Source organism: Segatella sp. (assembly GCF_977051555.1).
Genome location: NZ_CDRSSE010000014.1, coordinates 1 through 22,416, shown reverse-complemented (window position 1 = coordinate 22,416; position 22,416 = coordinate 1). Strand labels below are relative to the sequence as shown.

The 22,416-nt window shown below is 42.6% G+C and carries 20 protein-coding genes; 8 read left to right on the top strand and 12 right to left on the bottom strand.

The features are described 5' to 3' along the window. Positions 1-20 precede the first annotated feature (20 nt). The 8 genes from purD (at position 21) to ACWJAO_RS05240 (ending at position 9,451) form a co-directional block, all read left to right on the top strand. On the top strand, positions 21-1,289 hold the full coding sequence (purD, locus tag ACWJAO_RS05275; protein WP_449139500.1) for a phosphoribosylamine--glycine ligase: 1,269 nt from the start codon (positions 21-23) through the stop codon (positions 1,287-1,289). Positions 1,290-1,307: 18 nt separating this feature from the next. Further along, positions 1,308-2,255: a hypothetical protein gene (locus tag ACWJAO_RS05270; protein ID WP_449139499.1), complete on the top strand. Its 948-nt coding sequence runs from the start codon at positions 1,308-1,310 to the stop codon at positions 2,253-2,255. Further along, on the top strand, positions 2,252-2,704 hold the full coding sequence (locus tag ACWJAO_RS05265; protein WP_449139498.1) for a YqaA family protein: 453 nt from the start codon (positions 2,252-2,254) through the stop codon (positions 2,702-2,704). Before ACWJAO_RS05270 ends, ACWJAO_RS05265 begins: the two co-directional genes overlap by 4 nt. Before the next feature lie 48 nt (positions 2,705-2,752). Then, complete coding sequence (locus ACWJAO_RS05260; RefSeq protein WP_449139497.1) at positions 2,753-3,658, top strand: metal ABC transporter solute-binding protein, Zn/Mn family; 906 nt, start codon at positions 2,753-2,755, stop codon at positions 3,656-3,658. A gap of 13 nt (positions 3,659-3,671) precedes the next feature. Next, positions 3,672-4,373, top strand: coding sequence for a metal ABC transporter ATP-binding protein (locus ACWJAO_RS05255; protein WP_449139496.1), 702 nt, complete (start codon positions 3,672-3,674; stop codon positions 4,371-4,373). Between the two features lie 167 nt (positions 4,374-4,540). Next, positions 4,541-7,975: a glycosyltransferase family 117 protein gene (locus ACWJAO_RS05250; RefSeq protein ID WP_449139495.1), complete on the top strand. Its 3,435-nt coding sequence runs from the start codon at positions 4,541-4,543 to the stop codon at positions 7,973-7,975. 73 nt (positions 7,976-8,048) lie between these two features. After that, on the top strand, positions 8,049-8,660 hold the full coding sequence (locus tag ACWJAO_RS05245) for a polysaccharide deacetylase family protein (protein ID WP_449139494.1): 612 nt from the start codon (positions 8,049-8,051) through the stop codon (positions 8,658-8,660). Positions 8,661-8,707: 47 nt separating this feature from the next. Continuing rightward, entirely contained in the window at positions 8,708-9,451 is a 744-nt protein-coding gene (locus ACWJAO_RS05240) for a hypothetical protein (RefSeq protein WP_449139493.1), read from the top strand. A 78-nt stretch (positions 9,452-9,529) separates the two neighbouring features. Here the strand turns inward: ACWJAO_RS05240 and ACWJAO_RS05235 are convergent, their stop codons facing one another. The 12 genes from ACWJAO_RS05235 to ACWJAO_RS05180 form a co-directional block, all read right to left on the bottom strand. Continuing rightward, a complete protein-coding gene (locus ACWJAO_RS05235) occupies positions 9,530-11,092 on the bottom strand; it encodes a DEAD/DEAH box helicase family protein (RefSeq protein WP_449139492.1) in 1,563 nt (520 codons plus the stop codon). A gap of 260 nt (positions 11,093-11,352) precedes the next feature. Beyond that, a complete protein-coding gene (locus ACWJAO_RS05230; RefSeq protein WP_449139491.1) occupies positions 11,353-11,847 on the bottom strand; it encodes a hypothetical protein in 495 nt (164 codons plus the stop codon). Then, a complete protein-coding gene (locus ACWJAO_RS05225) occupies positions 11,844-12,395 on the bottom strand; it encodes a Panacea domain-containing protein (protein ID WP_449139490.1) in 552 nt (183 codons plus the stop codon). The genes ACWJAO_RS05230 and ACWJAO_RS05225 overlap by 4 nt, the downstream gene beginning before the upstream one ends. A 583-nt stretch (positions 12,396-12,978) precedes the next feature. Beyond that, positions 12,979-13,656 carry a hypothetical protein gene (locus ACWJAO_RS05220; protein ID WP_449139489.1) on the bottom strand — a complete coding sequence of 226 codons (678 nt, stop codon included), beginning with the start codon at positions 13,654-13,656 and terminating at the stop codon, positions 12,979-12,981. A 24-nt stretch (positions 13,657-13,680) separates the two neighbouring features. Then, the gene (locus ACWJAO_RS05215) at positions 13,681-14,898 is read right to left on the bottom strand and encodes a hypothetical protein (protein ID WP_449139488.1); all 1,218 of its coding nucleotides are present in this window, start codon (positions 14,896-14,898) and stop codon (positions 13,681-13,683) included. A 33-nt stretch (positions 14,899-14,931) separates the two neighbouring features. Next, positions 14,932-15,264, bottom strand: coding sequence for a hypothetical protein (locus ACWJAO_RS05210; RefSeq protein ID WP_449139487.1), 333 nt, complete (start codon positions 15,262-15,264; stop codon positions 14,932-14,934). A gap of 32 nt (positions 15,265-15,296) precedes the next feature. After that, positions 15,297-15,776 carry a hypothetical protein gene (locus ACWJAO_RS05205; RefSeq protein WP_449139486.1) on the bottom strand — a complete coding sequence of 160 codons (480 nt, stop codon included), beginning with the start codon at positions 15,774-15,776 and terminating at the stop codon, positions 15,297-15,299. A 6-nt stretch (positions 15,777-15,782) separates the two neighbouring features. Continuing rightward, the gene (locus tag ACWJAO_RS05200; protein WP_449139485.1) at positions 15,783-17,465 is read right to left on the bottom strand and encodes an AAA family ATPase; all 1,683 of its coding nucleotides are present in this window, start codon (positions 17,463-17,465) and stop codon (positions 15,783-15,785) included. A gap of 8 nt (positions 17,466-17,473) precedes the next feature. Next, a complete protein-coding gene (locus ACWJAO_RS05195; protein WP_449139484.1) occupies positions 17,474-18,493 on the bottom strand; it encodes a nucleoid-associated protein in 1,020 nt (339 codons plus the stop codon). Next, entirely contained in the window at positions 18,490-20,361 is a 1,872-nt protein-coding gene (locus tag ACWJAO_RS05190) for a DUF3732 domain-containing protein (protein WP_449139483.1), read from the bottom strand. The genes ACWJAO_RS05195 and ACWJAO_RS05190 overlap by 4 nt, the downstream gene beginning before the upstream one ends. Next, positions 20,358-20,804 (bottom strand): hypothetical protein, encoded by a 447-nt coding sequence (locus tag ACWJAO_RS05185; protein WP_264912185.1) that lies wholly within the window; start codon positions 20,802-20,804, stop codon positions 20,358-20,360. The genes ACWJAO_RS05190 and ACWJAO_RS05185 overlap by 4 nt, the downstream gene beginning before the upstream one ends. Continuing rightward, positions 20,797-22,041, bottom strand: coding sequence for a hypothetical protein (locus tag ACWJAO_RS05180; protein ID WP_449139482.1), 1,245 nt, complete (start codon positions 22,039-22,041; stop codon positions 20,797-20,799). The genes ACWJAO_RS05185 and ACWJAO_RS05180 overlap by 8 nt, the downstream gene beginning before the upstream one ends. Between the last annotated feature and the right edge of the window lie 375 nt (positions 22,042-22,416).

Below are 22,416 nucleotides of genomic sequence, written 5' to 3'. Positions count from 1 at the left end.
CAAACAATAACTTACAGCAAATGAAAATTTTATTGTTAGGAGGCGGTGGCCGCGAGCACGCCTTAGCATGGAAAATCGCTCAGAGCGAGAAGTGTGAGAAACTCTTCATCGCTCCTGGTAATGCCGGTACACAGAATGTCGGCGAGAACGTAGATATCAAGGCAGACGACTTTGAAGCACTCAAGAACTTCACAGTCGAGAATGGCGTTGATATGGTGGTAGTTGGTCCGGAAGACCCATTGGTAAAGGGTGTTTACGATGACTTCAAGAACGATCCTCGCACCCAGAACATCCCTGTCATCGGTCCATCAAAGGCTGGCGCCGTACTGGAAGGCAGCAAGGACTTCGCCAAGAAGTTCATGAAGCGCCACAACATCCCTACTGCCCAGTATGAGACTTTCGACGGCGAGCACGTAGAGGAAGGCTTGAAGTTCCTGGAGACGCTAAAGGCTCCTTACGTACTGAAGGCAGATGGTTTGTGCGCCGGTAAGGGCGTTCTCATCCTCCCTACCCTGGAAGAGGCTAAGAAGGAGTTCAAGGAGATGCTCGGCGGTATGTTCGGCAACGCTTCAGCACGCGTAGTCATCGAGGAATTCCTCAGCGGCATCGAGTGCTCTGTATTCGTATTGACCGACGGCAAGAACTACAAGATTCTGCCTGAGGCGAAGGATTACAAGCGCATCGGCGAGCACGATACCGGTCTGAACACCGGCGGTATGGGTAGTGTTACCCCTGTACCATTCGCTACCAAGGAGTGGATGCAGAAGGTGGACGAGCGCATCATCCGTCCTACAGTAGAAGGACTTGCTGAGGAGAATATCGACTATAAGGGATTCATCTTCTTCGGTCTGATCAATGTAGAAGGCGAGCCTATGGTGATTGAGTACAACTGCCGTATGGGCGACCCAGAGACAGAGAGTGTGATGCTCCGTCTGAAGAGCGACATCGTAGACCTCTTCGAGGGTGTAGCAGCAGGCGATTTGGACAAGCGCAACATCGAGTTTGACGAACGTGCAGCAGTCTGCGTGATGCTCGTAAGCGGCGGTTATCCAGAGGCTTACAAGAAGGGTTATCCTATCCAGGGCATCGATGATGTGGAAGGCTCAGTAGTATTCCACTCCGGTACTGCCATGAAGGATGGTCAGGTAGTAACAAACGGTGGTCGTGTCATCTGCGTAAGCAGCTACGGCAAGGATAAGGAAGAAGCCTTGAAGAAGAGCTTTGCCGAGGCACAGAAGATCCAGTTCACCGACAAGTACTTCCGTTCTGATATCGGACAGGACCTTTAGTTTTTAATGTTGAATTAGATGTTACGAAAGAAAACTTTTCAAAATAAAGTAGCGGCTAGCCGCTACTCTTTACCTATTACTGCAACCCTTGCCACACTGGTTTGGGTTGCAGTAGGTTTATTGGTATCCAATATCTGGGTAGAATTTGCTTTCACAGCCATGTCTACCCTGCTGATGGTGGAACTGAACAACCGTAATGCCCTGATGCGTACCTACAGCCGAATGGTATCCTGCAGTTTCCTGGCATTACTGACGATGGCAGGTCTCCCCCACCTCTCTTTAAAAAGCAGTATTGTGACGATGTGTTTCATCGCCTTTTATCTCATTATCTGGAATTGCTATCAGCATAAACGCTCAACAGGCTGGACTTTCTACGCCTTTGCCTGCATCGGTCTGGCATCGATGGTTTTCGTGCAGATAGGCTATTTCATGCCTATCCTATGGATCATGATGATGGTGTTTACCCTCTCGTTTAGCGTAAAGACATTCTTTGCTTCCCTCGTAGGTCTCATCGTGCCCTACTGGTTTGCAGCCGGCTATTTCTTCTATACCGACAACATACAGGGGTTGGTTGATCACTTCTGTGAATTCATCAACTACAGCGAACTCTTTGATTATTCGCAGGTTACCGACCATCAGGTACTGAATCTGAGTTTTGTTACCCTGCTCACCATCATCGGTTCCATCCACTTCATACGCACCAGCTACGGCGACAAGATACGAACCCGCATGATTTACGAAACGTTTATCATGATCTCGGTTGCCAGCATCATCTTCATCATCCTGCAGCCTCAGCATATACAGGAGCTGGGCAGCATCCTGATAGTGAACACAGCACCGCTTATCGCCCATTTCATCACATTCACCCGAGGTAAGTTTACCAACATCATCTTCATCCTGCTGCTCATCATGCTGGTACTTATCATGACATATAACATACTCGTACCAGAAACCATATTACTATGAGTTGGATTATCAGTTTCTTAATCGACTGGGGCTATTGGGGCATGCTTGCTGCAGCTTTTCTGGCAGGTTCTTTCTTCCCATTCAGCAGCGAGGCTGTCATGGCAGGCTTGCAGGCAGCCGGACTAGAGCCTCTCCCCCTCGTTATCTACGGTAGCATCGGCAATGTGCTTGGTTCCATGTTCAACTACGGTATGGGCAGAATGGGTAAGATGGAATGGATAGAGAAATACCTGCATGTGAAGAAAGAAAGCCTGGATAAGGCGGAACGTTTCATGGCAGGCAGAGGCGCATGGATGGGATTCTTCGCCTTCCTGCCCCTGTTGGGAAGTGCCATCACCATCGTTTTGGGACTGACCAGAGCCAACATCGTGATTTCTGTCATCAGCATCACCATCGGAAAGGTGCTGAGATATGTACTGCTAGTTTACGGACTGAGTTTCATCTTCTAAACCAGCTTTGAAGAAAACAAAGAATTGATTCATATAGATTGACTGTTTATGAGAAAGTATTTATACCTTATTATATTATGCGTGGTTTTCGCGGGCTGTAAAGGCAACCAGCAGAAAGGTAACACCGCAGGAAGTAACGGAAAGGAATCTGTCGCCAACAGCGATGGCAAGCCTACTGTTACCGTAACCATCCCTCCCTACAAATTCTTCGTTGATAAGATTGCCGGAGATAAGGTGGATGTCAACGTGATGGTATCCAACGGCAACAATCCTGAAACTTACGAGCCTTACGCCCAGCAGATGATGGAACTCTCGAAGAGTGCCATTTATCTGAAGGTGGGCAGCATCGGTTTTGAGCAGACCTGGATGAAGAAACTGCAGGACAATGCTCCGGATATGAAGGTGATAGATACTTCCGTGGGAATCAAGCCAGCCAAGACTCCGGGTGGCAACATCGACCCGCATGTCTGGATGAGTTGTCAGAATGCCCGCATCATCGCGAGCAACATCCTCAAGGCGCTCTGCAATCTGGAACCGAAGAACAAGCCGTTCTTTGAGAAGAACTATCTGTCGCTGCTGAAAATCATCGACAAGCGGGACAGCACCATCAGAAAGGGCTTCAAGGATCATCCCGAGATGGTTCGCAAGTTTGTGATCTATCACCCTATCCTCACCTACTTCGCCCGTGATTACCAGTTGGAGCAGCTTGCCATTGAGGAGGAAGGCAGGGAGCCGAGCGCTGCCCAACTGAAAAGCCTCATAGAGAGAGCAAGGAAAGAAAAGATAAAATATTGTCTCATTCAGGCCGAATTTGCCAACCGCAACACCAATACTTTCATCAACGAAAGCCAAACCAAGGCAATGAATATCAACCCATTGCAGGGAGACTGGAACTGGGCGATGCAGGAAGCGGCAGCCGCAGTGCAAGGCAAGGAAATAGTGGTTGGGAAGTAAAAACTTCAATAATATGACTCCAATTATAAAAATAGAGCATCTATCCGCCGGATACGACAGCAAGCAGGTGCTCAATGACATCAATCTCACCGTCTATCAAGACGATTATCTTGGCATCATCGGTCCCAACGGTGGTGGCAAGACAAGCCTCATGCGCCTCATTCTGGGACTGATGAAACCCACAGACGGCAGCATCCGCTTTTATAAAGACGGAGAGGAAGTAAGGGAAATCAGCATGGGATATCTGCCCCAATACAACTCCCTCGACAAGCAATTCCCTATCTCCGTTTATGAAGTGGTACTCTCAGGACTCAGCAAGACCAAGAGCCTCTTTTCGAAATACACCCAGGCACAGCACCGCCAGGTTCTCGACTGTCTGGAGCAGATGCAGCTGACGGAACTGAAAGACCGCCATATCGCAGCCTTGAGCGGCGGACAGCTGCAGCGAGTACTCCTCGCCCGTGCCATTGTTTCCAAACCCGATGTAGTGATACTGGATGAGCCCAACACCTACATCGACCGCCGTTTCCAGAAGCAGATGTACGAGATGCTGGAGCAGATCAACCGGGAGTGCGCCATCATCATCGTAAGCCATGACGTAGCCGAAGTGCTCAATAACGTAAAGCACATTGCCTGCGTAAATCATCATCTCCACTATCACGATACGGCAGACATGCCGAGAGAGAAACTGGAAGAGCATTTCTTAAATGTATAGGCTTATTATATAATAATGCCTAAAAAACAGGCGCAAAAATCCATATTATCTCATCTTTTTATTATCTTTGCAACTGGAATGTGCCTTCCTTGAAAGGCACAGAGAAAGCATTCAGAAACGGAGAAAGCATTCAGAAAGAAATATAATACATTAAAGTTTAAACAATAATGAAACAGTACAGATTAGTGGACAATATCTTCGGATGGGTCGCATTCATCATTGCGGCGTTCACTTATTGTTCCACAATTGAACCGACAGCCAGCTTCTGGGACTGTCCTGAGTTTATTACGACTGCTTACAAGCAGGAGATCGGTCACCCACCAGGGGCACCATTCTTCATGCTTTTAGGCAATTTCTTCACACATTTCGCCAGCGACACCACCCAGGTAGCCAAGATGGTGAACACGATGAGCGCACTCTTGAGTGCCGTCTGTATCATGTTCCTCTTCTGGACCATCACCCACCTGGCACGCCGTCTCGTCATCAGTGACTGGAAAGAACTGACTACCAGCAAGCTGATAGCCATCGAGGCATCCGGTATGGTGGGCGCACTCATCTACACCTTCAGCGACACCTTCTGGTTCTCTGCTGTCGAGGGTGAGGTTTATGCGTTCTCTTCAGCCTTTACCGCTGTGGTATTCTGGCTGATTCTGAAGTGGGAAGACCATGCTGACGAGCCTCATAGCGACCGTTGGCTTGTGCTCATCGCCTATATGACCGGTTTGAGTATCGGTGTCCACCTGCTCAACCTGCTCTGTATCCCAGCCATCGTATTGGTTTATTACTACAAGAAGGTGCCACATGCCAACCTCAAGGGTTCGCTCCTGGCGCTGTTCCTATCATTCCTCGTAGTGGTAGCCGTACTGTATGGTGTGGTTCCAGGTATCATCACCGTAGGCGGCTGGTTCGAGCTGTTCTTTGTCAACACCCTCGGCTGTCCGTTCAATACCGGTGAAATCGTATACATCATCTGCCTCGTAGCCTCTGTCATCTGGGGTATCTACGAGACCTGCAATGCATCAGAGAAGAACGAGAAGAAGCAGAATATCGCCTTCGTTCTCGGTTTCGGCATGCTCGGCATCCCATTCTACGGATATGGCTGGACTGCTGCCATCACCGGCATCATCGTGCTGGTTATCCTCTGGTTCGCGCTCAACTACAAGCGCAAGCAGGAAGTAGTTGCAGGCGTTGACGAAGCTACAGGCATCGCCAAGAAGAAGATGCAGCTCCTGCCTCTCATCTCAGCACGCGTCAAGAATACAGCCTTGCTCTGCATGCTGATGCTGATGATTGGTTATTCCAGCTATGCACTCATCGTGATCCGTTCATCTGCCAACCCTCCTATGGACCAGAACTCTCCTGAGGACATCTTTACCCTCGGAAGTTACCTGAGCCGCGACCAGTATGGCGACCGTCCTCTGTTCTATGGGCAGGCTTATACATCACAGGTAGCCCTCGAAGTAGACGGCAACATGTGCAAGCCTGTTATGAAGGAAGGCGCACCGGTTTACCAGCGCAAGGAGAAAGCTTCGGCTGATGAGAAGGACTCTTACTTCGTAGTAAGTCACAAGAATAAGTATATCTATGCCCAGAACATGCTCTTCCCTCGTATGTACAGTTCGGCTCATGCCCAGGCATACGAAGACTGGATGGGCGGTGTAGAAGGCACACAGATTCCATACGACCGCTGCGGCGAGAGCATGATGGTGAAGATGCCGTCACAGTTTGACAACATCCGCTTCTTCCTCTCTTACCAGTGCAACTTCATGTACTGGCGCTACTTCATGTGGAACTTTGCCGGCCGTCAGAACGACATCCAGGGCAATGGTGAGCCAGAACATGGTAACTGGATTACCGGTTTCTCATTCATCGATGATTCACTCTATGGCGACCAGAGCAAATTGCCAGACGATCTGAAGGAGAACAAGGGACACAATGTATTCTATTGCATGCCGCTGATTCTCGGTCTCATCGGACTTTTCTGGCAGGCTTGGTATACCCGCAAGAAGAAGGTAATGAAAAACGGCAAGGAAGAGGAAGTACTCCTCCCTATCGGAATCCAGCAGTTCTGGATTGTATTCTTCCTGTTCTTCATGACAGGTCTTGCCATCGTCATCTACCTGAATCAGACACCTATGCAGCCACGTGAGCGTGACTATGCTTATGCCGGTTCATTCTATGCATACGCTATCTGGTGCGGTCTCGGCGTACTCGCCATCATCGACCTTCTGAAGCAGAAGATGAAGCTCAGCGGTACTGCCGTAACAGCCATCGTAGCTGTAGTAACACTTCTCGTACCTATCCAGATGGCATCACAGACCTGGGATGATCACGACCGCTCAAACCGTTACACCTGCCGTGACTTCGGTCAGAACTACCTGATGTCACTCCAGGAGAAGGGCAACCCTATCATCTTTACCAATGGTGATAACGATACCTTCCCACTCTGGTACAACCAGGAGGTAGAAGGCGTTGGAACCGATGCCCGCGTATGTAACCTGAGCTACCTGCAGACCGACTGGTATATCGATCAGATGATGCGTCCTGCATACAACTCACCATCCGTGCCAATCACCTGGCCACGTCTCGACTTCTGTTCAGGTACCAACGAATATGTATCTGTTGAGCCTGAGGCAAAGAAGCAGATTCTCGACTTCTACAAGCAGGATCCAGAGAATGCCAAGAAGCAGTTTGGTGACGAACCGTTCGAGCTCAAGAACATCCTGAAGAATTGGGTACGCAGCAAGAACCCTGACATGCACTTCATTCCTACAGATACCCTCTATGTCACCATCGACAAGGAGGCTGTAAAGAAGAGCGGCATGCTGATGGCTGCCGATACGATACCTGATAAGATGGTCATCTCGCTTGCTGGCAAGAGCGCACTCTACAAGGGCGACCTCATGATGCTCGAGATGCTGGCACAGTGCAACTGGACCCGTCCGCTCTACGTGGCACTCACCGTAGGCGAAGAGAACTATATGAACCTCGGCGACAACTTCGTACAGGAGGGACTTGTCAACCGTATCACTCCGTTCACCACCAACAAGCCAGGTGCCAAGAACTTCGATACAGAGAAGGCTTACCACAACATCATGACCCGATTCAAGTTCGGCAACCTGAAGCAGAAGGGACTCTATATCGACGAGACAACCATGCGCATGTGCTATACACACCGTCGCCTGCTTGCCCAGACAGCCCTGCAGCTCATCGCCGAAGGCAAGAAGCAGAAGGCTATCAACATCCTGAAAAAGGCTGATACCGAGATTCCTGCCTATAATGTTACGCTCGACTATATGAGCGGTGGCTTGGATATGGCTCGCGGCTGGCTGATGACCGGTCAGAAAGCCAAGGGTAAGGAATATGTTGAAGCGGTATGGAAGAATGCTTCACAATACCTCAACTACTATCTCTCACTGCCAAACGACCGTTTCCTCCAGGCAGAGCACGACTGCATCCGTCAGATTATGATTATGCAGAGCATCTGCGAGGCTGCCGGAATGGTGAGTCCACAGTTGGAGCAGAAGTATGAGAAGCAGCTCAACAACCTCTACCGTCTCTATCATGGCAGAGGTGGCAGAATGCCGGAAGGCAATCAGTAAAAAATAGAAAAAAGTTTGGTGTCGCGAAACACGACACCAAACTTTTCATTATTCATATAAACCTGTTTTATCCATGTTCATAGAGCAACCAGCCAAATGGCTCAGATGGTTATATCCAAAGGCCATCTGGAGAATGGACAAGAAAGACCATTCAGTCTATCTTACATTTGATGACGGTCCGATTCCTGAGTCAACGCCATTCATCTTAGAGACCCTGAGAAAGTACAATATCAAGGCAACTTTCTTTATGGTAGGCGAGAATGTATTGCGCCATCATGACCTCTACAACCAGATTGTGGCAGAGGGCCATCAGGTAGGCAACCATACATTCAACCATATCGGTGCCTTCAAGCACCGTGTCATCTCCTACGTGCTCAACACCAACAAGGCTAACGACATCATCCATGCCCATCTCTTCCGTCCACCTCACGGCTGGATGCGACCAAGTGAGTATTGGTGGCTACACCGCACTTATAAGGTGATTATGTGGGATGTGGTGACGCGCGACTATTCCAAATGGATGACGGCAGAAGATGTGGTGAACAATGTGAAGCGATATGCCCGCAATGGCAGCATCATCACCTTCCACGACTCGCTGAAGAGCATTGAAAAGCTGAAGACAGCGCTCCCTCAGGCTATAGAATGGCTCCTGGAACAGGGGTATGAATTTAAGACTTTTGAATAAGATGCTGTTAATCCCAAACAGGAACAGCCAATAAACACAGACAAGAAATGAGCAAAAGAATCAACAGTTATCAGGCGGTAGCTGCATTTGTAAGAGGGTTCTTCGAGGCTTACGCACGTGGCATCATCGATGCTACCATCGAAGGCAATGACTTCAGCAAGAAGAACGATCCGAAACAGATTAAGCAGATGATGCTGGAGCACTATGGCGAGGTAAACCAATACTTCTTCGACATCATGTTCTCCATCCTCGTACGCCTCAACTACAAGACTGCCGAGGAAGCCAACGAGCGCATGAAGAAGAACTTCGACAGCATGAAACAGGCTGACCCGACCTTTGAGCCAACCATGCTCGACTACTTGCGCATAGCCTGCAAATCGAACCCGCTGTACAAGGCGATGGAGTCAGAATACAAGCGTAACTTCACCTGGCTTCTGCAAGGCAAGTTTACCACTCTTGAAGAGCATGTACGCGATTATACCCACGGCATTCTGATCAGTCTCGCCGACGAGCCGATGGCCATCCATCTCCTGGTCCGCATCATCGTAAAGGCATACGCCGCAGGCTTGAAGTGTGGCAGCAAGGAGGGCGAGCAGCACCAGCTCCACATGCCTACCCTTCACGGCATGCTGCTGAACAATGTCAACATCCTGCTCAACGAGACTCCGCTCAAGAGCAGCACCGAAGATCCTGTTGCCCTCTTCAAGGAGGCGTGCAAGAATGAAGAAGAAAACATCAACGTTCTTTTCAATACATTGAACGATGCAATGAAAGAACTGGCAGAAGAATAAACGAAAAGCCCCTGATGCATCACGCATCAGGGGCTTTTCTATTTATTCTACCGCTCCATCACGGTATACCGTTTACGGTTACAATTCAATGGTCCTGCTGTAACCATCATTACCTTTTACTTCAACCGAATGTTCGTTCCACCCGTATATGTCTTTATATTCTGGAGGCAGGATGATATTACCCCTCCTGTCCAATAGACCATACAAACATCTCTTTTTGCCTATTCTGCATTCGGCATAATCACCTTCGAAGTCAGAGATATACGCATAAATGGGTTTCACGATGATGTCGTCCATCACCCTCAGTCCCCATCTGCCATCCTGCTGGAAAGGCTCTACATTCTTCAGATATTCATTCAGTTGTTTGACAGTCATCTTCTTCCTTGCCGTATTCGCCTTCTTCACCGTTATCATCTCATCATTCACGGCAATGATGTTCTGCATCTTCTTCACATAGGTTGGGATGATACCCTTGCCAGCCCTCAACCCAGCAAACATACTCTCCCAGTTACGAGGCTTGTCAGGCAAGCCGAACTTGCGGTAGTTACCTACGTTGTCGATAATCATGCACACCTTATCCTTGTTCTCCTTGTTGATGCGCAACCCACGCCCCACCATCTGCAGATACTTGGCTAGCGACAGCGTAGGACGGGCCATCTGGATAAACTCCACGTCCGGACAGTCAAACCCCTCGTCGAAGAGGTTCACGTTCACCAGACAGTCTATCTCGCTGCGTCTGAAAGCCTCCACCATCTCCTTGCGTTTCTTGGCAGGCGTCTTGCTGTCCAGTGCCACACTTTTCATTCCGAGCGCATTATAACAGGCAGCTATCGCCTGGGCATGCACAATGTCAATGGCATATACGATTCCCTTCTTGCCGTCAGCATATTTCTTCACGCTGTCGTAGAGGCGTTGGATGGTCTGCGGAATATTCAGTTTCTCGTTCATCTCCTTGATGGCATAGTCGCCATCACTGCCTCGTCCTTTAAGCTGGTTCACGGTCATCTGATCGTTGGAGTACTTGCCGATAACCACGTAGTCGTAGGGTGCCAGATAACCACGCAGGATGAAGTCGTTGGTACAGGGAGATTTCAGCAATATCTCGAACAGTTTGCTGAAGGATTTCTTATTCATGCGACATGGAGTGGCGGTCATACCAATTTTCAGAGCCTTTCTGTTCCTGTTAAACAGATCTTGATAGGAGTCTGCTATGGCGTGGTGCGCCTCATCCACTACGATGAGTCCAGGCGTACACTCCGCCCCTTCCAGTTCGCTGATATGTCTGTTCAACCATTGAATGGAGAGCACCCTTATCCTTACTTTCGCTTTCAGCTCCATTTCCTTCTCCCCATAGTCCAGGCAGAATCTGTCCAGCGTCTGCTGCATCTGTTCCACCAGTTCACGGCGGTGCGCAACAATCCACACTTCGCCCGTGTCATGGTTATCAAGAAACCATTTCACCACAGCCGCCATCACGTAGGTCTTTCCCGTACCTGTCGGCATCTGCACCATCACCGAACTGCCAACCTTCTCCTTCTTACCATTTTCATTGTAAAATGTACTGGTAGCTGCAGAAGTCAGCACGTTGATGATGTCCTCCAGCATCTTCTGCTGGTAGTCATAAAGCTTGATTTTCTTCATCAAAAGAAATTATTTCTTCCCAAACAGTCCCCACCCGCACAATTCCACAATCAGTGTAATCCGTGCAATCTGTGGGACTAAAGAAGAGTAAAATAGGAAAATATGAAAATGCAATAAGCCAACAAGATGAGCCGAGCTTTTATTCAAAACTCAACCCATCTTATCGTATATAATTAAAATTTAAAATCTAAACCTTTTGTGTGTTCCAGATATTAGGCAATTAAAGTGTATACCACTTTCTATCCGTGCAGGATTTTAATCTATTTTGTAATTTCATGATAAGGGTCGAAGAAGAGAGGATAAATTACACCATACAACCCTTGCATAAAGTATATTCTGGGCGAACGAACACCACTTTCTCTTGAAGCCATTTGCTTCTTATCCGTATATAGTCCAAAATGAAAGATGATTGGCTGTCCATCAGTTATACCAAGTTCCAATTTATCCAATGCCGACTTCAAAGGCTTGTGTGAAGCAGAATGCCTACGTAAGCGAAAGTCATCATCCATCAAAAGTTCATCAATGGTTCGACCAGAAATATATTTCATACAGCCAAAATACTCAAAGGTATCTTTTTCGGAGAAATTCTGATTAAAACCATATTCTGAATCTCCCATATCAACAAATTCATAGCTGATGCGAATCGGTAACTGACAAGAATTCCTGACGTCATCATTACTGATGACACTCCAAGGTTCTACAGATAAATCATCTCGCAACTGTTCGATGTCATCATCAAAAATCTCTATACTCATGCCGTTACCGTACTTTTTCTGCGTTCTACATTCTTGGCATGACGCTCAGCATAATAGCTATACATCGTGTCCAATGACAGAGGATTTATCGAGCGTTCAAAAGGTTTCAGCCCCTCGCGTTTCTCACACCACGGCAATTCAGAGTGAGTCAAGAATATGAGGTAATTCTGTGATTTGCTACCATATTTCAGTACTATCTGTTCCAACAATTGGATTTCATCATCGCCAAGCCCTAATTGCTTAGTAACCTCGTCGAGAGCTTCATCCATAACATCCTCTGTTGTTTCAAAATCTGCTGGCGTAAGATGCTCACACATGTTTCTATTCTTCCACATATTATATATAGTAGGGTAAACCGGACCATTTACCCATGCTTGAGGAACATCTGCAAACAGTTGTCTTTGGCGACCAAAGAACACCATACTCCAAGCTTGCGCATAATAAAGCAACTTTTGGAGTTTTAAAGGGCTAACAGTCATCTGCTTCGTCAACAAAGATAAAGCAATATAACGAGCCACCATTTTTATATCATATATATTTTCTTCCATATTTTTGCATTTTATGTTTGTTACCGCAAAATTACGCTTTTTCCTCGAAACCACCAAGAAAATCACAAGAAATCTGCAAGTTATCAGCAAATTATACAAAAATAGTCTCTCCTATTCTCATTTCGTTCTGACATGATCGTTCCGCAGATTTCGCAGATGACGCAGATTTCTTTTACCTTTTTACCTTTTAAAGTCCCCAGGCGGTCCCATCCCGCCCAATCTGGCGAGACCTTTGATGGTCCGCCATCCTTAGAGCGAAGCGGTTCCGAGCACCGAGTAGGGCGGTTTCCTCCCTCTCCCCTGAGGGTGAGAGGGTCGGGGTGAGAGGTGGAGCCCTCTTTAAGGGTAAAGAGGGACGGGGTGATTTTAGAAGATTTGACGGGGTGATTTTCGAAGAACTGAAATTCAAAAGAAACTTATTCAAAGTGTCTTTTATCTGAGAAACCAACTCCCTTCTATGGGCAACAATCCAAACATGACAATTGGAATGTTCCCTCAAAAACGGTTCTACTCGCTTCGGTCGTAGAATCGTTCAAAAAGCTTGATTTCCTTCATTAACAATGTCTAAGAACCAATAATGATGTTATACCAATTTCATAAATCCGATATACATCAAGGCATCAGCGATACTCTGCTGTACAGGATTTTTCTTATCAGAAGCCCATGAGTATTTCGCTTGAATTTTGCGAAGTTCCTCACGCTTCTCTATATATTGCTTCTCCAGTTGGTTCAGAATCAGCTTGGAAGCTTGTGACATAGGTATCTTGCCAGCCTCTTTGTCCATCACTTCCTGCAACATGATGTTACATTCCGTCAAACTCTCCAATACTTTGCGGTATTCCATCATGCCGGGAATATCACCTATCTGGCTTTCCGTAGTATCTCTTAGTATTGTCCTTACGCAATCAGGCATAAATAACTTCCAAGTATTGCCATCCTCGTATGTCACCACCAAATGAACTTTCTGCATCATAAGATGCTTTTCGTTATTTCTTGGCACTTCAACACACTCGTCAAATTTCAGATTGATGAGTTGGGCTATTAACTTCTGCTCGTCCATCGGAAGTTGGTTGACCGTATAGAAAGGATCATGCTGAAACAATGTAGCAAGTCCTTCCGCCATTTCACCTTTGCGATAGGATGATGGCAAACTCACATTTATCAACTTTGCATGTTCTTGAATCACTCTCTTGGTATCATACGCTATCATCGCAACCAAGTCAAGCTTATCTCTAAATGGTAAATTCTTTAGTATAACCATAGTATATGTTTTAAATCAAAATAATCAGTTTCTCAGCAATCGCATCAAAGCAGGACGATTGCCATAATTGTATTCTACCTCCTCCACAAAATCCAAGATAAGTTTCTTGGAAACATCACAACAAGTGTACATACCCTTGATGTCATCCACGATATAGCCATAACTCTTCGATTTTGCATAACTCAAGTGCTTACGCAAATCATCAATAACATACTCAGTATAAGTAGCTTGGTCTTCCTCGCTCATATAATGCGCATACTTTTTGAAGAGTTCCACTCGGCTGAACGACATTCTGTTGTCCATCAGAATCTTCAAGAGGCACTGATACTTCTTTTCCTCCACAATCATGTTACACACTTCGCCACAATCATCATCCGTGATATGTGGAATATCCCCAAAGAGTTTCACAACAAACTCATCCCAATCCTCCTTGGCTACCAACTCTTTCAATTTCTCGAAGTAAGGTCGCTTGTCCACCAAGAACTGACGGAACAATCTGCGGTATTCTTCAATAACGCTAGCCTTGTCATTACGTCTTTCCAAGATTTCTATCTTTTGCAGATGCCAAGGTTCAGTGGTATTGTATCCATCATCGCCATATACTGCAATCGTTTTGTCTATCTCTTTCAAGACATCATTCTCCAATCCCTTTTCGAGAAGTTCATTGATTTTGAAGGAGCAGACATCAGGTACATACTTGTATTCCTCCAAGATAGCACCCTCTTCATTCTCTCTATCGTGAGTCCGCAGATACTCTATCTTCTTGATGAGCAACTTGCCCAACTCCTCGAATCTGAACAGAGAACTCAACTGGTCAAAGTTTTCGTCATTCACCAATCTCTTGTATTCGTATGTATGATGCTTTATCTGCTTGTCAAGGTCAGCGAGATAAGTATCCGCATCCGCCAATCTGAAGTTGATAGCCTCACGGATATGGTCAAAGAAGCAAAGGCAATAGTCATCGTAAGCCTCCATCTTCTCAATCTCAGCCATCTCTTTCTGTGCCTTAGCAACAGATTCAATAGGAGTAGCCTCGTCTCTCAACACCTGTGCCAGTTCTTTCTCCACTTGATAAGTGAAGAAATCATCCCCATCACATTCTTGGTTGTTATACACTTCCAAGCGGCAGTATTCCTCTGCCACGAAGCGCAGAAAGTCCAAGCCGCTTCTCACAGCTTTCCCATTCTCCTTGGCATCCACCAAGGACTTGAATTGTTTGTATTTTGCGTAGGATTGTATCATAGCTTTTTTTCTGTTAAAAACGTTCAGTTTATTTTAAGCACCAATTCCGTTTATAGGTTCTTTTATCTTTTTATAATTATTGATTACATCAATATTAAATTGTGGACAATTTATCAATCCACGAATAGTAGCACATCTCCAGTCATTCATTGCATACAGCCGTTCGTAATTCTTCAATTGTATTTTCAAATATATAGGAATTTCTTCTTGTTTATCTACCAAAATGTTAAAACAGAGTTGAGACAGGAACTCATTAACAGCCTTTCCTAGACGAGTTGACAAATCTAAATTTTGCATCTGTTTTTCCAGTCTGTTACGCAATACGGCATCAGTTATAATTCTTGAATCTATAGAAAACTTTACCATAACCCTATCTTTGACAATCAGACAGTCAGCCTTCAGAAATGGACCAGGGGGAATTTCTGATAATACGGATGAGTAAATTCCTTATATGAAATTTCTCCTTTCTTATGATTGCATGTACCACATAACGGAACTAGATTTAATCGACAAACGGCCAATTGACCATAAAGAGCCTTGTCCATAAAGTGGTCAAGCTGTTGAGGAGCATTGATACTACAATATGGACATTTATCCACATTTCTCATCAATTCTTTTCTTATGTAAACTAAATGATTGTCCTCATCTTTATTTTGTAGCTTCCCTGATGTCTTTACATACTGTCTCCTTATAATTTCTTTTTTCCCCTCTAATGGTTGTAGCTGAAGAGGAGAAACTTCTCCATTACCTACATCATAATCTTCATACAACTTTGACATTTTCCTTTTGTCCGATTCTTCAAGATTATTACAATGACTGACAACAACTATAATGTCGTTTTTTGCGTCAGAAAGCTTTGGCTTGTGTAATTTCCACATATTTTGTTATTCTTTTGTATGATCTTGAATATATAGGTTTATAAGATAAGAAAGCATCTGAGAGCTAATTGCTCCATCCAAATACTTTTCGATACTCTTTACCATATCATCTACAGACTGCCAATTTTCTTCACCTTTCAACTTGTCATAAATACTTTCAAACGCATCATAATACTTTGTTATATCGGTAGTCAAATCAAAGACTTCACTTGTTATCTCAGAAATATTTGCTCCATAAGTTTCTATCTGCGGATGTGATATAACGGTCTTACCATCATATCGTCTTACAACGAAAACATTCTTGGCAAAAGTTTCTTGAACAATTACAGGCGAATGTGTCGCAATCAACATGACCGATTGATATTCTGACAAAATATTCCTCAAAGAGCTTATCATAAACGATAACATTGGAGGATGAATATGGTTTTCTGGTTCATCAAACAGGATAAGACTATCTTCCTCTATATAGGCAATGATGTGAGCTAAGGAATGAAAGAAATATTTATATCCTGTAGATAAATGAAGAAAATTATCTTTTCTAACTTCGTCACCGAGTATAAAAAAGGCATCCATCAATTCTTCTATTTCAGGAAAGTTTCTACGGCTTTTTCTCCCAATATCATCCCATATTTTGTTTCGATTTACATCATGCTCTAAAGCATTCATAGCTTGAATAAATTCGTCTGCCAAAACATTTATTGGCTTTAGCGAGGTTGCGTCCAATCTTGTATCTTCAAACAGTTTTTCATAAGTCTCTTTTTGAGGATTTTTCAATATCGTTTCAAACTCACTCTCCACATCCCTTATACCACAAAAGACAAAACGCCCATCATTATTTTTCAACCCTTCAAGAATGACTCTATAATCTTCTCCTCCAATACCAGGGAGAACAAAATTATCAAATGGACTATATGACAGCAAAAACAATTTATTGATACCTGTATCATTAGGTTCAACCTTCCCGATTTTTTCATTCAGCCTAAACCGTTGGTCGGGATAGGCATACATCAATTTGGCAAGATTGTAAATAGAGGTACTTTTACCCGATCCATTTTTTCCTATGAACGTTATGACTCCATTCGGAATGTTTTTGGATTGAAAATTCGGTAAGCATGAGAAATTCAGAGGCGTAAATTCGTCCACATTTGCAAACTTTATCTTTATTGATTGTTGCTGTAGATTATAATATGTCGCTTTATCCATCAGCAAAGAAATACCTTTCTTTAATGAGTAATTGTCCATTGTTGTGTCTCGCAACAAAGAAACTGTGAAACAATCATCCTCATGTACCAATTTATAATATTCCGACTCTTCATCTAGTATAAGGTGCATCTGTTTAATAAATTGTAGCCTTCCTTCTTGCGTCAAATATTTGTTCAACCCCTTAAATACATCGATAGATGTTGTCAAGGAAACAAAGTTTTTAGGAAGCTCTGAAAATACAATCTGTTTTCCTTGTTGTTTGTTTAAAAGATAAATATCATGTTCTTCCTGTCCATGTTTCATGATACGTATATATCCAAGATAAACATGACCTTCCGAGGTCAACTTACTCGTTGCGTGCAAATGATACATGGTATGATAGCCATAATCATCCCATTCATTCTTTTCTAGAAAGAAATCTGCCCCATCAGTTGACTCCCCAACTGCATTCTGCCAACATTTATCTATCAACTTGAATTTCAGCATAATACTTTTTACTTTTCCTCTTCGTAATAAAGTTTATAATATTTCATACCTCTATTTTCATCATAGCCTTGCTCCAACAAGTCTTTGACACCTTTGACTTTAATATCAAAGTTCTTATCTAGTTTTATTGTAGTAATTTTAGTTGTAGCCTGTTTCTTTACGGCTGTTTTTGAAGGTAATATGGTATCTGGCAATTTTGTTTGAGAAAGTTCATAGTCTTCTTTAAATGCGTCTATCTGGCCTTTCATTTTTTCACCAAAAGCCTGATTGACAAAAGACGAGAAATCCAATTCTTCCGAACTTTTCAATGTTTCTATAGCCTTATTCATCATAATAGCCTTATCTGCTTTGCATACGGTCTCCATAGTTTCACTTGCCATAAAGCCTTTACAAAAGTCAATATAGTTCATTGTATCATGATAACTATCCTTGCATGATACGGCATGAAGAAAAGCTTCCGTCCAATAATTGGCATCATGAGTATTGCTATCCAGTACCGCAACGACGTAGCCGTCATTGCGGTTCTTATTGAAAACAACACAACCTTTATCCAGTTTCTTCAAACTCATTCCGTTTTCTGGGATTATCTGTATTCCATTGCCATTATTGACAACTTTTAAAACAGTATCATGAAGTTCCGATTTAAACAAACCTACGGCATCAACCTTGTCCCCATCTACTATACAATCATTAATCTTCATCACGTAAAACTCTCCATTCTTGATTGAAGGATGGAGGCTTTGCTGATAGAGATAAGTAGCTAAATTATTAGCTTCTTGTATAAAAGAATTCTCGTCTTCAAAAATGGATGACACGAAATTGTAAACAGGATTTAGTTGCACTCCGCCAACAAAGTCCAAACGCTTTAGGTCATCATATTTCAGCGATTTATCAAATAATTCAAAGAGAATATTTTTAATATCACACAAATCAATCTTTTCTGATGAGAATGCAACACCTTCACCATTCGTTTTGTTGCCAACCATCTGAACAACAGCATACGCTATATTACCTAATTTAATTTTCATGATTTTCGTGCTAAAATTTCAGGAATTAAACCAAAGTCTTTGTCTTCAGTAAACCCATATCGAGTTTCAAAATAATTAAAATTATCCCAGTATTTACTGTCTGCATGTTCTATCATAATTATCTGGAAGTTCAGTTTCTTCAAGCCGACAATAGTATCCATAAAACGATTCATTAAGCAGAAGGCATCACGCAACTTCTTCTCATCATCATTTTGGATATTTTCATTATGCTTGGTTTTATCTGCATAATAAGGAATACTTGGCTGGTCTATAAATAAAAAATTCGGAACGAATTCATTGTTCTGCTGCAACAAGAAGTCATGAAGTCCTAAAAAGAAGCATAAGTGCATAAACATATAGTTTGATTTACTACCCACGTTGCGCTTATAGAATTTTGAATCCGGGCTCTTCAACATCAACATTCGCTCTTCAATATTAAAATGCGGACGACAAGAATTATAGGATGCAGATATACCTATTTGCGAGCCATAGTATTTGTTGATAGCATCATCCAAACCTGCTTCAATTTCGGATTTATTTGAAATAAATCTGGATATCTTATCGCTTAAGTCATTTACCTCATCCTGTAAATTGATATATTCTGAATCCGTTAATCCCTTGAACTTTGGCTCCTTCAAATTTTCAAATTCTACTCTCAATTTCACAGCCTCATGCATCCATCTCACACTAGCGGTATTTTTTGACAGCTTGTCCATCCGTGCAATTTTGGAATCAACAGCCTGTTTTTGCGCTATCAAATCCTTGTAGTGCTGCTCAAAGTTTTCAGGTAGTTCAATTTTTTGTTCACAGGTTTCTTTAATTTTCAGCAAGGAGTCTCTCAGATTCTGCACAAGCAATTTCGTATCTTCATAATCCAACACTTCCTCAATATGTTTATTCAGAAAATTCAATGGCACCAAACTATCACCTTGCTCTTTGGAAAGATTTTGATAACGCTCATATTCTCTCTTCAAACTATTGTATTTGGCGATTTGGGCAGTTAACGTCTTTCGCTTTTCCTTCAGAGCATCCAAATCCTTCATTATTTTGTCATTATCGCTATACTGCTCAAATTTCTGAAGGCCCTGTTTCACGATTCCGAGCATTATGTCAACATCATTAAAGAAACTGTTTTCTCCCAAACCCAAAGATACAAATTTGTCTTTTAAACGAAGAAGCGTTTTTTCATACGTCAACTTTTTCTTTGCATAGTCCTCTCGTTTCTTGTATTCAGCCTCCATCTTTTTCTTCTCTTCTGCGTACTTTTTCTTGAGTTCATCCTGTTTTGCATCCTCTATACCCAAAGCTATTTTGATGAAATCATCAAGAAAATAATCAAAATCAATTTTTGAACCAAAGAAATTGGAATCAAAGTAAGTATTCATCGTAGCAATGATGTCCTCTGTAAGATAAGAGAAAATCAGAAAATGACGGAAATTCAAATTCACTTCAGTTTTCTTTTTATCTATTCTAAATGTAGCTTTAGGAGTTTGGAATAACTCATTAAATTTCAACAACAACTCTCCTCGATTGGTATTTGCCTGTAACTCCTCAGGGAATTCTTTCCCTTCTGAGAAAAACATTTGTTGCTCTGCAGTTTCATTTTGAGGATTTTTTCGAGCTATCACATAATCAACATTATTCAAAGAAAAAGCAAGCCCATACCACTTGATGTTCTGATTGATTACATCCTCCACAATAGTAGAGCGTTCCGACAACAGACAGTAGTCTATGATTCGCAAAATCGAAGACTTGCCCGTTGAAGAATCTCCTGTAATTACATTTATCTTGTTAGGTACAAACTCATAGACCTTTGGCTCCACATTTTGTTTGAACCATAATTTTATTTGCCTTATATAAAAATTCATAGCTTTATGTTTAATGATTTATACAATTGTTCTGTGCTTACTTGATTTACACGATTCAAAATCAAATTATATACTTTAAGTATACGTTTCAAGCGTTTACTATTGTTCTTTCTAATCTCTTTTATAACCTCCTTACCATTATCTGTTAATGAAATCTTGTCTTTTGTCACCAAAAGCAAATCAGCTTGACTCAACATAACCAAACTGTTGATTTCAATAATCAGCAGTTCTTGGTAAATTCTGTTCAATGTCAAATCTGCATAGCAATGCTTTACATTTTCAACGATTGTATTATCCGTATACCTTGATAAACGATTTCTTAGCTTATCATTGATAATCATGGGAACCACTATGCTCAATCGTGCCATCTCCATATCGCCGCTATTAAGCAACAACAAAATGACACTTCCCACTATAGCCTCATTATTATATAGTCTATCCATTGTTTTTGTATTTTTCCTCCCATCCAGGTCGCCAGCCAATTTGCGGTTCATGTTCTGAGTCTTTGTCTGAGAGATAATAAAAGCAACCATTAGAGAAATATGATTCTATTTCTTTCTCTACAAAATATATATTTTTGTCCCTTATATCATTTAAGAGGTCGCTTGCTTTCTCTATAATTTTGTCATTGTCATCAGGATTGATACGTCCCATATAATGATGATATTTCTGACGCCAATATCTTACAGCATCAGCTCTGACGTATTCAACTTCTTCTTCCGAAACATCATCATTTTTAGTTGCAACTCTAATACTATTGATATAATCAAATTTTTCCATTGTGTATTCAACAATTAAAGGATCATCTTCAAGAGAAATATCTTCTACATCCATCAACTGCTTTATGAATACTTGATCTTCCAAATGAGGAGGAAGCTTCGTCATTGTATTCCTCTTAAAAGTAAACTTACGTTCTCTGTATTTTTGACAGATTCTGTCAAAAACCTTGGAAAATTCCTCCCTAGTATAGGAATCCTTTTGGTCTGAATAGTATTTATCTCTAATCATCCCAAGGAGCTCTTGATAAGCCTCTTCCACATTTTTGTGGGGAATATTCTTGTTGAGTTCCAATGACTCAAGAATCTCTCTTTTCAAATCTGGTTCAAAACAAATACTCATAGATTTCAATAATTGGTCAGCATAATCAAAATCAATGAGACATTTTATATAACCCTTTGTCGTCTTTCCTTTTTGGGCATTTACATCCTTTCGTTTGGATTCTCTTGTCTCCTCATAGACTTTTGTATAAAATTTCTTCAAATCATCAAAGGAAATATCACCATTTTGATATTTCTGCAATTCCATCCAGAAAGAATTGTTTACGGAGTTTTTATTTGTTACCAAGACAAAACTATTACTTTCCAAAAAGTCAATCCGCTTATCTTCATCCTGTTTGTTGGTTATATCTATCCAAACCGCTATGGTTTTCCACAAGTCCTGATCACGCAAGCTAAGATTAACAGTTTTTTGATTACTACCTCCAATAGTATGTTTCAACTGGAAGTATACAAGGCCTTCATCTGAGGACATAGAAACATCATCATACTTTTCGTAGAAAACGACATCTCCTTTTTCGACCATTTTCAACAGCCGATTTATAAAATAAAGGAACTGATAATCAAAACCTTTTGCTCCTTTTGCATCATGCCCTGTATTTTCTATAATATCATTTTTTTTCATAAATTATCATCTGAAGAAAGACTTATTAACTTAATATTTAGCCCTTTACTTAAATCATCGATGCTAATTTAATCAAGTACTCCACACACTTGCTCAATTTCTCAAAAGGCGTAATTGGAGAATTCATTACTTGAAAAGCAAACGAAGAATATTGATATTTTGTAAAAGTGTTGCCACAAACTAAATCAAGCATTTTCAATGAGTATTCAAGCCATGTTCTAACCATTGCCTCATTTAGATATTGGTTACCCATAAGAGAAGTTCCCTCCTGGATAACTCTATAAATTCCATTATTCATGATTACCTCCTTCCTTTTGAGCATGAATCAAATTATTATGGTATTCAGTTGTCAAGAAGTCTTCTTCTTTATTTTGT